Below are 13314 nucleotides of genomic sequence, written 5' to 3'. Positions count from 1 at the left end.
ATTAGTCGTTCTTATCCGCAAGCTTCATTTTTTTCGTCACTCGTTCACGTTCATTTTTATCTAGAACTTTCTTACGTAGACGAATTGATTCTGGAGTAATCTCACAGTATTCATCATCATTTAGATATTCTAATGATTGTTCTAATGACATAATACGTGGTTTTTTGATTGTAACAGTTTGATCTTTATTTGCTGAACGAACATTTGTCGCTTGTTTTGTTTTGGTAATATTTACTGTAATGTCATTTTCACGAGTATGCTCTCCAACAATCATTCCACCGTAAATTTCTGTTCCAGGCTCAACAAAAATTGTCCCGCGATCCTCTACTTGCATTATGCCGTATTGAGAAGATTTACCCGTTTCCATCGAAACGATTACACCTTGACGACGTCCACCAACACGACCTTGTTGCATTGGTTGATAACTATCAAATGTGTGGTTAATAATACCATATCCTCTTGTCAACGTCATAAATTCAGTTGAATATCCGATAAGTCCTCGTGCAGGAACGGTAAATGTTAATCGAACTTGTCCGTTTCCATTATTAACCATATCAAGCATTTCACCTTTACGGGAACCAAGAGATTCAATAATACTACCTGTATATTCTTCAGGAACATCGATTTGAACGCGCTCTACTGGTTCACTTTTTACACCATCAACCATGCGTACAATTACCTCAGGTTTAGATACTTGAAGCTCATACCCTTCACGTCTCATGTTTTCAATCAAAATGGATAGGTGTAGTTCTCCGCGTCCAGAAACAACCCATGCATCTGGTGATTCTGTATTTTCAACACGTAAACTAACATCCGTTTGAAGTTGCGCTAACAACCGCTCTTCGATTTTACGAGAAGTAACAAACTTCCCTTCTCTCCCAGCGAATGGGCTATTATTAACTAAAAATGTCATTTGAAGAGTAGGTTCATCAATTCGCAAAATAGGTAGTGGATCTTGTTGATCGATTGGGCAAACCGTTTCACCTACGTTAATATCTTCCATGCCGGAGACGGCAATCAAATCACCCGCATTAGCTTTTTCAATTTCAACACGCTTTAACCCCAAGAAACCAAACATTTTCGTTACACGAAAATTCTTAAAAGAACCATCCAATTTCATTAATGACACTTGTTGGCCAACTTCCATGGTTCCACGGAAAACACGTCCAATTCCAATTCTTCCTACATAATCATTGTAATCTAGAAGAGCTACTTGGAATTGCAATGAATCTTCGCTGTTATCTACGGGAGCAGGAATATTTTCAATGATACCTTCATATAAACACTGCATGTTTTCATCTTGTTTTGCAGGATCGGGATCTACGCTAGCTGTTCCACTGATTGCCGAGGCATAATACACCGGAAATTCTAATTGATCTTCGTTCGCATCTAGTTCAATAAATAATTCTAAAACTTCATCTACTACCTCTTCCGGACGAGCAGAATCTTTGTCAATTTTATTCACAACTACAATTGGCGTTAATTTCTGTTCTAATGCCTTTTTTAACACAAAACGAGTTTGAGGCATACATCCTTCGTAGGCATCTACTACTAGAAGGACACCATCTACCATTTTCATGATACGCTCTACTTCTCCACCAAAATCAGCATGACCTGGCGTATCTAAAATATTAATACGCGTATCTTTATATTGAATTGCCGTATTTTTTGCAAGGATAGTAATTCCACGTTCTCTTTCTAAATCGTTGGAATCCATTGCTCTCTCTTCGACATGTTCATTCGTACGGAAAGTGCCGGATTGTTTTAACAATTCATCAACTAGCGTTGTTTTCCCGTGGTCAACGTGGGCAATAATCGCTATATTTCGTAAATCTTGTCTAAGTTTCATTTTTTCACTCCTGATTTGCATGATTTTCTAACGTGCATTCTATTAACCTGATTATTATATCACAGACAGTAGAAAAGCTGAAATATATTATGTACAATATGAAAAAAGGGGTGATTGATTTTGAAAAATATTCAATGGGTATTTGTCCTTTTTGCCACTTTAGCTGCAGCTTTTATTATTGGCATTGGGATTTTCATTAGCGAAGAAAGCTTTTTAGGTATACTCTTATGTATTGTTTCGTTGATTTTTATTATGGGTTTTGGTTTTAAAACGAAAAAAAAACTTCGAGAAAGTAAATGAGCTTCTAGTAATTCATTTCCTAACATTACCAAAAGGTCGCCAATATTTTGGCGACCTTTTTAGGCTGTTTCAAGAAGAATATTGTTTTTTACACCATCATACAACCTATCCAAAAGGTAGAATTCGGGGCTTGGTTAGAATTTGTCAAAATGGATTTTTCCATTTACAGTTTGTTTTGTAGCAACAATTTATACGAGAAGATCCTATATCAATGCCAAGTTCCTATTCTTTAGTTAGTTGATTTTTTACTAATAAGTCAATCGTTCACTTTATGGATTTAGATGAATCTCCCTAGTACAAGGAGTCATTCGTTTGTTTAAATTTTTGAGAAAGAAGCTGTCTTTTTTTGCACCAAGGTCTATCATGATAGATAATTATGAAGAATCTCGTGATGTAAGTTGGCTTTTCCTACGATTAATGAACTTTTTTCAACAACAGCTAAAGGTTCTCCCGATAAGTTTGTCACCTTGCCTCCCACTTCTTCAATAAGAATTTTCCCTGCGGCAAAATCCCATGGTGCTAACCTCATCGTTAAGTAGGCATCTAATCTCCCAGCAGCCACATAAGCCATTTCTAGTGCTGCCGAGCCATAAGACCTTGTTGCCCTCACATCTCTAACAAGAGGGGCAAGCCTAGAAGGTTCCATATGTTTATTGGTCGTTAACCACAATGCGTTAAAGGCAATTACCGCTTCATTAAGTTCGACCGATGGAAGATTGGGTAGTTTTTCCTCATTCATATACGCCCCTTTTCCTTTTTGAGCGTGATATAATTCGTTGTGCACTACATCATAAATATAGCCTACCATACCAACACCATCTTCATAGATACCGATACTGATAGCAAAATTTCGCTGTTGATGGACAAAATTCATCGTCCCATCAATCGGATCAATTATCCAAATTACCCCTTTTGTATCTTCTATTTGATTTCCAAATCCTTCTTCTCCTAAAATTCGATGGTCGGGGAAGTGTTCATTAATCTTTTCAATAAAAAATTGTTCAGTATCTTTGTCCATATTTGTTACTAAATCATTTGCATTCGACTTTGTCTCAATCTTCAACTGCTGTATAAAAGATAGTTTGATGATTTTCCCTGCTTCTTCGATCCATCTCTTAGCGTATGTATCAATTTCGTTCCAGTTTGACATAGAATTCCCTCCAACGATCATAGTATTTCCTCTTCCTTATAGGAAAGAATTGATTGGACCTCTTTGCTCAAGCTTATAAGAAACGAGGCACTCATTCAAGTAACATCTCTTCATTTCTTGACACCCTCTTTCCATATACTCACCTCAATTCGATCTCACATGCACATAATTTCAGTTGATACGCAAGAAAACGAGCCATAGGCTCGTTTTCTATTTACAATTCGTTCAGTTTTACTAATTCATTTCGGATTTTCATCAACTTATTCTTCGACTTTGATTTGTTCACTTCATTCTTCTGTTGAATCGCTTCAAACAAAACTGCGAGTTCATAATCCATTTCTAAACGAAGTACCGCTAATTTTTGTTTGTGGTAATCTTTTCTAATTGAACTATTTAAAACTTGTTTCATGGATTTTTCCACCCCTTCCACGTTAAGATCTTTTTTTCGTGAGCTTAGAGGACTAGAGTTACTATATACTATGAGGTTATGGTGAAGTGGTAACAAAAATGTGTATTTACCTAGTTTTCCTCTCTTTTTTCGAAAGTATAGAAATATGCTACAATGATGATTGAATTCGATCGTAGGAGGACACCACAAGTATGAGTTTTAATGGATTTAAAGAAGAAGATTTTGACGTTTTTCAACTAGAAGGTTTAGAGCCGCGAATGGAGGCGTTAATATCGACCATTCGTCCCAAATTAGAAGCCTTAGGAGAGCATTTTGCACCTACTTTAAGCTCTTTAACAGGGAATGATATGTATTATCATGTCGCTAAGCATGCACGCCGTACAATCAATCCTCCACAAGACACATGGGTGGCTTTTGCTAACAATAAACGAGGTTATAAGCAACACCCTCATTTTCAAATCGGGTTATGGGGAACCCATGTTTTCATTTGGTTTGCTGTCATTTATGAAGCACCCTTTAAAAAAGAATACGCATCAACCCTTCTTCAGAAAATCAATGAGATCAACTCTAGCATTCCGTCCGATTTTGTCTGGTCTAGCGATCACACAAAACCAAATGTAATCAAGATGTCTGATATGAATGAAACTGAATTAATTCACTTATTTCATCGATTGCAAACAGTAAAGAAAGCAGAACTATTATGCGGTGTTTCCATTTCACGAAATAAAGCCGTTTCAATGAGCTCGGATGACTGGATGAATGTAATAAATCATGCATTTGTAAAGTTACTACCCCTTTACCAAATGACCTAAACATGTTAATCGCCCATCTATCCTATCATCCTTTTAAAAAAAGTAAGTCGGTGTCCTAGGACACCGACTTACTTTTTTTGATTCATTCTTATTCGTGATGCAGTTGGCTCTTCTTTTGTTTTTTTTATAACATGATAGGAAGAATATCCGCTCGCTTCTTCAAATTCTTTAAAAAGCTGTTTTTCTTGAGATTTCCCTGGTACTATTTCCTTAAATCGACGGTAAACAGCCATAACGTTTTCTCGATCGCAACCCTTTTCGTATGCTTTTTCAATCGTTTCAAAAAAACGAATGACTTCTACTACCTCTTCTGTTGACCATTCTAATGAAAACGGGTATTGATATTCCATTTCTTGAACACCTTCACTTTGCTATAATCTCCACCTCGCTCGAATCTTCTCCACATCAAAGAGAATGTTATCGAACAACTCTTGAACTGTTGTGATATCTTTTATTAAGCCCATTACTTGCCCAGCCCATGCAAATCCTTCGGTTTGTTTTCCCTCATATATGTATCTTCTATTCGCTTCACCGCTAATAAGCTCTTTTAGCACCAGATAGTCAGCGTTAGTTTGTTCTAGGTTTAAGATTTGATCTGCCCATTCATTTCGAATGACTCTGGCCGGGGCACCAATTTTCCGTTTGATTACGACTGTATCATTTTCTTTCCCGTCAATCAAGGCTTCTTTGTAACTTAAATGAGCATGAACGCATTCTTTTGTAGCGATAAAACGTGTACCCATTTCAATTCCATCTGCTCCTAAACAAAGCGCAGCCATTAACCCTCGACCATCCCCAATACCGCCTGAAGCAATAACCGGAATCGACACAGCATCCACTACCTGAGGCACTAGAACCATAGTCCCTACATCATCTTTGCCTAAATGTCCTCCACCCTCTTGTCCTACGACCATTACCGCATCAGCACCTAGTTCTTCGGCTTTTACTGCCTGCCGTTTTGATGCTACGAGAACTAACTTTTTGGCTGAACTTCCGCTTAGCCTTTCAAAAATAGGAGCTGGGTTGCCTCCAGTCATTGTGATAACCGGTATTTTCTCTTCCATTGCTATTTCAAGAAAGGATTCAAATGGTCGTCCGTGCTGACCAATCGCAAAATTAACACCAAATGGGTGCGATGTAAGTTGCTTAGCTTTGTGAATTTCCTGACGAAGCTCTTCCGGAGTTGATAAACTCATCGCCGTTATTTGACCTAATCCTCCTGCATTAGAAACCGCCGCTGCTAAATCTGAATACGCTAAATATGCTAATCCTCCCTGAATTATTGGATATTTAATCCTCAACATCCTTGTGATGGGTGTTTCCAAATTCATCATACCAACAACCCCTCTCCTTTGTGTTTGCCGTCGCTTTGCCACCAAAAATAGTATCTATCTTAGTGGAGGGCTGTTTTCGCAAAGTATGTTACTTTTCGTATCAGTCTATAGCCTATGAGCTAGCCACAATGTATACGAAAAAACGCCTATCCTATGAGTGTTATTTCCTTATCTAAATGCTTGTATGTTCTATCCAATTCATACTGATTCCCCCTACTTCTTCACCCATTGCTTTTTTCTACCCTTTCGCACAGGATAAATTCTCTCCCTTCACACAAACTAATATGACTATGCAAAAAAAAACTTAAATGCTATAATTTCATTCGATATTCTATTGATTACTCGTTGACTCAATAAATTCCTGCATAAAACGAAAAAATATTCATTTAATTCTTAAAAAACTAATTATTTAATAATGAGGTGTCCTACAATGTCACAACTCAACACTCCTTTGTTCACTGGATTAGTTGAACATAGTAAAAAAGAACCTGTACAATTCCATATCCCTGGACATAAGAAAGGAGCAGGAATGGATCCTGATTTCCGCGCGTTTATTGGTGATAATGCTTTATCCATTGATTTAATTAATATAGTTCCCCTTGACGATCTCCATCAACCGAAAGGCATGATTAAAGATGCACAGGATCTTGCAGCCGAAGCTTTTGGTGCAGATTATACCTTCTTCTCTGTTCAAGGTACATCTGGAGCAATCATGACAATGGTGATGAGTGTCTGTGGACCGGGGGACAAAATCATCGTTCCAAGAAATGTTCACAAATCAGTCATGTCTGCCATCGTGTTTTCTGGTGCTACACCGATTTTTATTTATCCAGAAGTTGACAAAGACCTGGGGATTTCTCATGGTATTACAACTGATTCTGTTTCTAGAGCATTAGAACAGCATCCAGATGCCAAAGGTCTCTTAGTCATTAACCCTACCTACTTTGGGATTTCTGCTAACTTAAAGGAAATCGTTGAAATTGCACATTCCTATCATGTCCCAGTATTAGTGGATGAAGCCCACGGTGTTCACATTCATTTTCATGACGATTTGCCCCTTTCTGCAATGCAAGCTGGAGCAGATATGGCTGCCACGAGTGTGCATAAGCTTGGTGGATCCTTGACTCAAAGCTCCATATTGAACATAAAAGGAAATCTTGTGTCACCTAAACGAGTCCAATCAATATTGAGCATGTTAACAACTACCTCCACTTCATACCTTTTGCTAGCCTCCCTGGATGTAGCAAGAAAAAGACTTGCCACTGAGGGAAGAAAATTAATTGAAGCGTCAATCCAACTATCTAACTCTATTCGAGACCAAGTTAATCAAATGGAACATATTTATTGTATTGGAGAAGAGATTCTGGGGACTAAGGCTACCTTCGATTATGATCCAACTAAATTAATAATTTCTGTTAAAGACCTTGGTCTCACTGGATTCGACGCAGAAAAATGGCTACGTGAAGTGCATAATATCGAAGTGGAAATGTCAGATTTATACAATATATTGTGCATTATTACCCCTGGTGACACACAAAAAGAAGCGGACATTATTGTGAACGCTTTGAAAGAGCTTTCGACCAATTTTCAACATCACTCAGGACAGCGAGCTATATCTGTCCTCTTACCTGATATCCCGTTACTATCGGTTACACCCAGAGATGCCTTCTATTCCGAAACTGAAGTGGTTCCAATTAATGAATCTGTTGGTAGAGTTATCGCTGAGTTTATTATGGTCTATCCCCCTGGTATACCAATTTTCATCCCAGGTGAAATTATTACAAAAGACAATCTTACGTATATCGAAAAGAATGTCGAAGCTGGCTTACCTGTACAAGGGCCGGAGGATTTTGATTTAAAACATCTACGTGTTATTAAAGAACATAAAGCCATTCGTTAAGAAATACCCAACGCGCCTGAATCTCAACGAAGAAAAGTGTAGAATTTTTGTTATTTCTTCTCTTAATAAGGCTCTTTTCGAATACATTGTGGCTATTTCATCTATTTTTGATTAAGTCCTTCATTACACTGTTGATTTCCGTCAAAAATAGACGAAATGATGCCTCGAAACAATGCTATATCATAAGTAATAAATTGATACGAAAAGTAACTATTCATTGCGAAGAAATCAGCCTAATAAAAACAACGAGGTGATCTGAGATCACCTCGTTTCTAATTTTATTTAAAATCCCCTTTATTCATCCCGCTATCTATTTATTAATCATCTAATTCTGCTTCGTGATCACAACCACATTCTGAATATAAAACCGTTACTTTTTCATCATCATAGTGTTCCATCGTTCCTAAACATGATTGACAAACGATTGTACCCATATTCGGACACCCCTTTTTCATGTGATGTGAAAGCGCTTAACCTTCTAATTACATAATAATATAACACATTAAGATTATCAAGCCCAAATAGTATAACATATTAACGTTTTCCATCCCTTTTCAGGTTCAAAATCAAAAGTAGTACATTCAAGTATATATAGGATATTCTTTTCTACTTAATATAGAACAACCATTTGCTACAATTTCAAGTTAAACAGAAATGATTCGCTACCTGGGACTGCCTTTCTCGAAATCGCTATTTATTCTGTCTTAGTGCTTCTAATTGTATTTTTTGTTGCTAACGAATCAAATTTCGAATAGAAACAGCCATTTTGGGTAGGATTCCATTCGAAATGATACGAAAAAAATTGCCCTAAGGCTACCTAATATGAATAGCTCTTTTGGGATACATTTTGGCTCCTTAAGACTAATGTTAGATGGAACCCTCCATTTTGCTGTTGATCCTCATCTAAAATAGACAAAAAGATGCCCGAGGTCATTCTTCATCACAAAATAGGGACTAATTCGAAAAGCCACAATCTTTGCGAATACAGCCTAATTAATCAACTTAAAAAACCAATGAAGAACGTTCTTCATTGGCTTCTTTACTATTCAAGCAGGATCGGTGACAGGGGTTTCAATTAAATTAGGGTCCAACATTTCATAACCCTTCCCTCTTAGCCCCTCCACGATCTCAGCAAGAGCTTCATTCGTCCATGTTCGATCATGCATGAGGAGATTAGCTCCGTTTCTTAATAATGGAGTATTCACCATAATATCTGCTATCCCCTCTTTATTTTGGTATTCTTTTTCCCAGTCATAACCATACGTCCAATTCATTAATAACATGTTTTCTTCGGAGACAACCGTTTTACTATAATCTGTATTCACACCAAAGGGAGCTCGAAAAAACCTTGGACGTTCTCCTGTAATTTCTTCAACCATATTATTTATGGAAATGATCTCTTCTTTTTGTTTCTCTTCACTCAAATCTCGTAGATTACTATGAGAATATGTGTGGTTTCCAATCGGAAAACCCATATCATAGATTTCTTTTAGTACTTGTTTTTCTTCAGGAGTGTCTAGAAAATGTCCATTGACAAAGAAAATTGCAGGTGCATTTAATTCTTTTAGTGTTTTAGCCATTTGAAGTGCATGTTGATCTGGTGCGTCATCAATTGTTAATAAAACAATTTTATCATTGGCCTCAGAAATAGGCTCAATTGACCAATCATTAGAATTTAATCTATATTGAGGTGTACTAATCACTTCTTCTACAGATTCCTCAGGTTCTGAGATAGTTTCTTGTTCTATTGTGTTTTCCTCAATATCTTTCTCTGTTTCTTGTTCAACATTCACATCAGACTCTGTTTTTTTCGTCCCAGCTTCTTCATTACTGCAAGATGCAACAATCAAAATTAAGCTAAGGCAACACATGTTTAAAAATAATTTCATTATTCGACCATCCTTTTCTAATTGTTCCATTTGATTCTATCATAAAGAAACAAGCCTTTGGAAAATTTCATCTGTAAGGAAGCAGATTCCAAAAAACTTTTATGCGTTTTAACACGTTTCCACTACCGAACTAAATTCCATAATCCTGTTTTCAAAACGTTGTCACCCTCCCCGTCTCCTGCTTGTATTTTTTTACGAATTGTATTACTACTTTTCATTTTCATAACAAATTGTTTACCCGGATAGATTCAATCTCATTATGTGCTATTATAGACAATAACGAAGACATTTTTTTACATTTTGATTCCAGAAGTGAGGAGTTTCCATGAAAGTCTTTTCTCCCATATTAATAGGTATCATACTCTTTTGTGCTTGTTTTGTAAGTCAAAGCACGAACAATTTAACGACCGAACTTTTTGAAGAAAACCACATTCTATTTTACTCAAATGAACAAGAATTACATAAGGAAAGTCCCTATTACGATGCCTTAATTGAACTTAAGCGTCAATATCCTGAACAACTGAAGAAAATGAAAGTAGTTAATCCTGAGATGAAAACAAAAGAACAGTCCATTAACCATTCTTATCCAGCTCTCGTCATCATAGTTGATCACACAATCATCTATAAAATTGATGGACTTCAATCTTCAAAAGAAGACATAATCCACCCCATAAGTGCTGTCCTTGATACGGTCAAATAAGCTTGATGTAACCGTGGTAGATACCTCAATCCATTTGACTGAAGCCGAATAAAAGGGAAAGTCTTCCTTTAAGAATAACTCGGAAAAGACTCTCTTAAATATGTATTACAGCATAGAAAAAACGATGCCTATTTATAGACATCGTTTTATTTATTCATTATTTAACAATATGAATAGGGCTACCCATTGCTACTTCTGCTGCTTCCATTGTGATTTCGCCTAGAGTAGGATGAGCATGAATTGTCATGGCAATATCTTCAGCTGTCATTCCCGCTTCAATTGCAAGACCTAATTCCGCAATCATATCTGAAGCACTTGCTCCCGCAATTTGAGCTCCAATAATTAATCCGTCTTCTTTTCTTGTGACAAGTTTTAAGAATCCATCAGTATTATTAAGAGCTAGTGCACGGCCATTTGCTGCAAATGGGAATTTTGCTGCAACTACTTCAATACCTTTTTCTTTTGCTTCTTTTTCTGTATAGCCTACTGAGGCTAGTTCAGGTTCTGAGAATACAACTGCAGGAATACCGTGATAATCAATCTCTGATTTTTCTCCAGAAATGACTTCAGCAGCAATTTTACCCTCATAAGAAGCTTTATGAGCAAGTGGAGGGCCTTCTACTATGTCACCAATCGCAAAGATATTAGAAACATTTGTACGACATTGTTTGTCGATTTTCACGACACCTCTGTCTGTTAGCTCAACTCCTGCTTGCTCTAAACCTAGTTCATCCGTGTTTGGACGACGCCCGACAGTCACTAACACATAATCAGCCTCGACGGTTTTGCTTTCTCCGTTCACTTCATAGGTTACGACAACACCAGAGTCAGTTTCTTCCACGCCTTTAGCCATTGCTTTTGTAACAATGTCAACGCCTTTTTTCTTTAAGTTACGCTTTACAATAGAAGACATTTGTTTTTCGAAACCGCCAAGAATTTCATCTGTACCTTCTAGAATGGTTACAGCGGTCCCAAAGTTGGCATACGCTGTCCCTAATTCAGTACCAATGTATCCACCACCGATTACTACCAATTTACTTGGAATATCTTCTAATGCTAACGCACCCGTTGAATCTAACACACGTTTGGAGTATTTAAATGTTGGAATTTCAATTGGACGAGATCCCGTTGCTAAAATCGCATTCTTAAACTTATACGTTTGTGCTGAATTATCATCCATTACACGTACTGTATTCGCATCAACAAAATAGGCTTCTCCCCGTACGATGTCAACTTTGTTTCCTTTTAACAATCCTTCAACGCCGCCTGTTAATTTATTTACAACACTTGATTTCCAAGCTTGAACTTTCGAGAAATCCACTTTTACATTCTCAGCAGTGATTCCCATGTCCTCAGAATGTTGAGCTGTTTCATAGCGATGTCCTGCAGAAATTAATGCTTTTGAAGGGATACATCCAATATTTAGACATACACCACCTAAAGTCCCCTTCTCCACGATTGTTACTTTTTGTCCGAGTTGAGCAGCACGAATTGCTGCTACATATCCACCAGGACCTGCTCCTACGACGAGAGTATCTGTTTCAATTGGAAAATCTCCTACTACCATAGCATTACGCCTCCATTAATAATAATTCTGGATCGTTCAACAAACGCTTAATATGATTAAGTGCATTCTGAGCTGTCGCACCGTCAATAATTCGATGATCAAAGCTCAATGATAATGCTAACACAGGTGCAGCAATAATTTCACCATTTTTAACGACTGGCTTTTGCGCAATTCGACCAATTCCTAAAATTGCTACTTCAGGGTGATTAATTACAGGGGTAAACCACTGACCACCAGCAGAACCAATATTTGTAATAGTACAAGATGCACCTTTCATTTCAGCAGGAGCTAATCTACCATCACGTGCTTTTGACGCTAGCTCATTAATTTCATCAGAAATGGCAAACATGGATTTGCGATCCGCATTCTTTACTACAGGAACTAGAAGTCCTTTATCAGTATCAGCAGCGATTCCTATATTATAGTAATGCTTTTGAATGATTTCGCCTGCAGCATCATCAATAGACGTATTCAAAACAGGGAATTCTTTTAATGCACTTGATAACGCTTTAACAACGTAAGGCAAGAAAGTTAATTTAATCCCTTTTTCTGCTGCAATTTCTTTAAACTTTTTGCGATGTGCCCATAGTTCAGTTACATCGACTTCATCCATTAGGGTGACATGTGGTGCTGTTTGTTTAGAGTTCACCATCGCTTTAGCAATAGCTTTTCTAATTCCACTCATTTTCTCACGAGTTTCTGGGTACTCACCCTCAGAAACAATAGGAGCTGTCTTTTGTTTTGAAGGTGTCTCTGTTTTAGGTTCCTCTTGTACAGAACTTGGCTTAGTTGATTGAGTTGATTCAGAAGTTGCTCCACCTTCTAGGAAGGTGTCGATGTCAGACTTAAGAACTCGACCATTATTACCTGTGCCTGTAACTTGTTGGATTTTAATGTCTTTATCGCGAGCATATTTACGCACAGAAGGCATCGCTACCACACGACGGTTCGTATTTAGTTCCTCTGTTACAGCCTCAGTTGTTTCTTTTTGTTCAGGCGCATCAGCTTTTTCTATATCTTGTCCAGTTTCTGCAGTAGCTTGAACCTGCTCTTCCGTTTGGTTGTCATCTTCTTCGTGATCGCCCTTAAACTTTAAGTTTTCGTAACCTGGAGCGTCAAACTTTATTAGGACATCACCAACGATCGCTACTGTTCCTTCCTCAACAAGGACTTCCTCTACAGTACCTGCAACTGGAGAAGGAATTTCAACGACCGCTTTATCATTTTGTACTTCACAAAGCACATCGTCTTCTTCTACTTTATCGCCTGGTTTAACAAACCACTTAACGATTTCACCTTCATGGATACCTTCACCGATATCGGGTAATTTAAATTGAAATGACAAGGACATTCAACCTCCTGTAATGTAGTTCGAATAAATTAGGAAGAGGAAGGACGTGATTT

General features: G+C 37.5%; 13 protein-coding genes. 4 read left to right on the top strand and 9 right to left on the bottom strand.

All coding sequences use genetic code 11. The annotated features are described in order from the left end of the window. Nucleotide 1: 1 nt before the first annotated feature. The gene (gene typA, locus U8D43_RS06995; RefSeq protein WP_335870461.1) at nt 2-1849 is read right to left on the bottom strand and encodes a translational GTPase TypA; all 1848 of its coding nucleotides are present in this window, start codon (nt 1847-1849) and stop codon (nt 2-4) included. A 120-nt stretch (nt 1850-1969) separates the two neighbouring features. Between typA and U8D43_RS06990 the strand changes: the two genes are divergently transcribed. Next, a complete protein-coding gene (locus U8D43_RS06990; protein ID WP_335870460.1) occupies nt 1970-2149 on the top strand; it encodes a YlaF family protein in 180 nt (59 codons plus the stop codon). Nucleotides 2150-2510: 361 nt separating this feature from the next. Here U8D43_RS06990 and U8D43_RS06985 read toward each other — a convergent pair whose 3' ends face one another. Both U8D43_RS06985 and U8D43_RS06980 read right to left on the bottom strand, forming a co-directional pair. Then, nucleotides 2511-3299 carry an inositol monophosphatase family protein gene (locus U8D43_RS06985; protein WP_335870459.1) on the bottom strand — a complete coding sequence of 263 codons (789 nt, stop codon included), beginning with the start codon at nt 3297-3299 and terminating at the stop codon, nt 2511-2513. Between the two features lie 214 nt (nt 3300-3513). Continuing rightward, nucleotides 3514-3708, bottom strand: coding sequence for a YkzI domain-containing protein (locus U8D43_RS06980; RefSeq protein WP_335870458.1), 195 nt, complete (start codon nt 3706-3708; stop codon nt 3514-3516). A 191-nt stretch (nt 3709-3899) separates the two neighbouring features. Here U8D43_RS06980 and U8D43_RS06975 point away from each other — a divergent pair, with 191 nt between their 5' ends. Beyond that, nucleotides 3900-4520, top strand: a complete 621-nt coding sequence (locus U8D43_RS06975) for a YktB family protein (RefSeq protein ID WP_335870457.1) — start codon at nt 3900-3902, stop codon at nt 4518-4520. Between the two features lie 68 nt (nt 4521-4588). Here U8D43_RS06975 and U8D43_RS06970 read toward each other — a convergent pair whose 3' ends face one another. Further along, the gene (locus U8D43_RS06970) at nt 4589-4870 is read right to left on the bottom strand and encodes a UPF0223 family protein (protein WP_335870456.1); all 282 of its coding nucleotides are present in this window, start codon (nt 4868-4870) and stop codon (nt 4589-4591) included. Nucleotides 4871-4891: 21 nt separating this feature from the next. Further along, the gene (locus U8D43_RS06965) at nt 4892-5851 is read right to left on the bottom strand and encodes an NAD(P)H-dependent flavin oxidoreductase (RefSeq protein WP_335870562.1); all 960 of its coding nucleotides are present in this window, start codon (nt 5849-5851) and stop codon (nt 4892-4894) included. A 433-nt stretch (nt 5852-6284) separates the two neighbouring features. On the opposite strand from U8D43_RS06965, the gene U8D43_RS06960 reads away from it, so the two are divergent. Further along, nucleotides 6285-7754: an aminotransferase class I/II-fold pyridoxal phosphate-dependent enzyme gene (locus U8D43_RS06960; protein WP_335870455.1), complete on the top strand. Its 1470-nt coding sequence runs from the start codon at nt 6285-6287 to the stop codon at nt 7752-7754. Between the two features lie 317 nt (nt 7755-8071). Here the strand turns inward: U8D43_RS06960 and U8D43_RS06955 are convergent, their stop codons facing one another. After that, nucleotides 8072-8188 (bottom strand): GapA-binding peptide SR1P, encoded by a 117-nt coding sequence (locus U8D43_RS06955; RefSeq protein WP_335870454.1) that lies wholly within the window; start codon nt 8186-8188, stop codon nt 8072-8074. Between the two features lie 612 nt (nt 8189-8800). After that, nucleotides 8801-9643, bottom strand: coding sequence for a polysaccharide deacetylase family protein (locus U8D43_RS06950; protein ID WP_335870453.1), 843 nt, complete (start codon nt 9641-9643; stop codon nt 8801-8803). Nucleotides 9644-9968: 325 nt separating this feature from the next. Between U8D43_RS06950 and U8D43_RS06945 the strand changes: the two genes are divergently transcribed. Continuing rightward, a complete protein-coding gene (locus tag U8D43_RS06945; protein ID WP_335870452.1) occupies nt 9969-10343 on the top strand; it encodes a hypothetical protein in 375 nt (124 codons plus the stop codon). A 157-nt stretch (nt 10344-10500) separates the two neighbouring features. Here the strand turns inward: U8D43_RS06945 and lpdA are convergent, their stop codons facing one another. Then, on the bottom strand, nt 10501-11910 hold the full coding sequence (gene lpdA / locus U8D43_RS06940; protein WP_335870451.1) for a dihydrolipoyl dehydrogenase: 1410 nt from the start codon (nt 11908-11910) through the stop codon (nt 10501-10503). A 4-nt stretch (nt 11911-11914) separates the two neighbouring features. After that, entirely contained in the window at nt 11915-13255 is a 1341-nt protein-coding gene (locus U8D43_RS06935; protein ID WP_335870561.1) for a dihydrolipoamide acetyltransferase family protein, read from the bottom strand. Nucleotides 13256-13314 lie beyond the last annotated feature (59 nt).

This window comes from Bacillus sp. 2205SS5-2 (assembly GCF_037024155.1).
Taxonomy (GTDB): domain Bacteria; phylum Bacillota; class Bacilli; order Bacillales; family Bacillaceae_K; genus Bacillus_CI.
Note: the sequence above shows the minus strand (reverse complement) of the source record. Positions and strands in the feature narration are given on the sequence as shown.

What these genes read in the sequence shown, in the direction of transcription:
- U8D43_RS06970 (WP_335870456.1), bottom strand. Translation starts at nt 4,870, where the DNA reads ATGGAATATCAATACCCGTTTTCATTAGAATGGTCAACAGAAGAGGTA.
- U8D43_RS06955 (WP_335870454.1), bottom strand. Translation starts at nt 8,188, where the DNA reads ATGGGTACAATCGTTTGTCAATCATGTTTAGGAACGATGGAACACTAT.
- typA (WP_335870461.1), bottom strand. Translation starts at nt 1,849, where the DNA reads ATGAAACTTAGACAAGATTTACGAAATATAGCGATTATTGCCCACGTT.
- U8D43_RS06985 (WP_335870459.1), bottom strand. Translation starts at nt 3,299, where the DNA reads ATGTCAAACTGGAACGAAATTGATACATACGCTAAGAGATGGATCGAA.
- U8D43_RS06965 (WP_335870562.1), bottom strand. Translation starts at nt 5,851, where the DNA reads ATGAATTTGGAAACACCCATCACAAGGATGTTGAGGATTAAATATCCA.
- U8D43_RS06975 (WP_335870457.1), top strand. Translation starts at nt 3,900, where the DNA reads ATGAGTTTTAATGGATTTAAAGAAGAAGATTTTGACGTTTTTCAACTA.
- lpdA (WP_335870451.1), bottom strand. Translation starts at nt 11,910, where the DNA reads ATGGTAGTAGGAGATTTTCCAATTGAAACAGATACTCTCGTCGTAGGA.
- U8D43_RS06950 (WP_335870453.1), bottom strand. Translation starts at nt 9,643, where the DNA reads ATGAAATTATTTTTAAACATGTGTTGCCTTAGCTTAATTTTGATTGTT.
- U8D43_RS06945 (WP_335870452.1), top strand. Translation starts at nt 9,969, where the DNA reads ATGAAAGTCTTTTCTCCCATATTAATAGGTATCATACTCTTTTGTGCT.
- U8D43_RS06980 (WP_335870458.1), bottom strand. Translation starts at nt 3,708, where the DNA reads ATGAAACAAGTTTTAAATAGTTCAATTAGAAAAGATTACCACAAACAA.
- U8D43_RS06960 (WP_335870455.1), top strand. Translation starts at nt 6,285, where the DNA reads ATGTCACAACTCAACACTCCTTTGTTCACTGGATTAGTTGAACATAGT.